Raw genomic sequence first — 420 nt, forward strand, 5'->3', positions numbered from 1 at the left:
GGCCCGATCAGCAAAAATGCCGTGGACGCCGACACAGATCGGCGGCAGCAGGCCAGCCGCCCGCACGTGGCCGACGGTCTCGATCATCGTCCGAGCCGTCGAAATGATATCATCGACGAGGACGGGTGTATGATTGAGCCAGCGACCGACGTCCGGCACGGAGACGGAAACATCGCGATCGCCGCGCCGGACCTTTTCCAGCACCAAGTAGGGGGCGCCGGCCAGCCGGGCGACCTCTGAGACCCACTGTTCACTTTCGCTATCTGGCCCAATCAGCAATGGCTGATAGGCGTTATTTTGAATCCATTGCGCCAGCAGTGGGGCGGCATGGACGACGCGCGAAGGGGTCCAGTAGACGGCATCTAGTGAATCGTAGCGGTGCAAGTGCGGATCAACCGTTACCAGCCCGTCGAAGTAGCG

The 420-nt window shown here is 61.9% G+C and carries 1 protein-coding gene; it reads right to left on the bottom strand.

What is annotated here, in order from left to right; translation table 11 throughout:
• Positions 1–420 (bottom strand): phosphoribosyltransferase family protein (locus I6F37_RS41655; RefSeq protein WP_276573827.1); only part of this gene is annotated, 420 nt, incomplete at both ends.

Source organism: Bradyrhizobium sp. NBAIM08 (assembly GCF_020193935.1).
GTDB lineage: Bacteria > Pseudomonadota > Alphaproteobacteria > Rhizobiales > Xanthobacteraceae > Bradyrhizobium > Bradyrhizobium yuanmingense.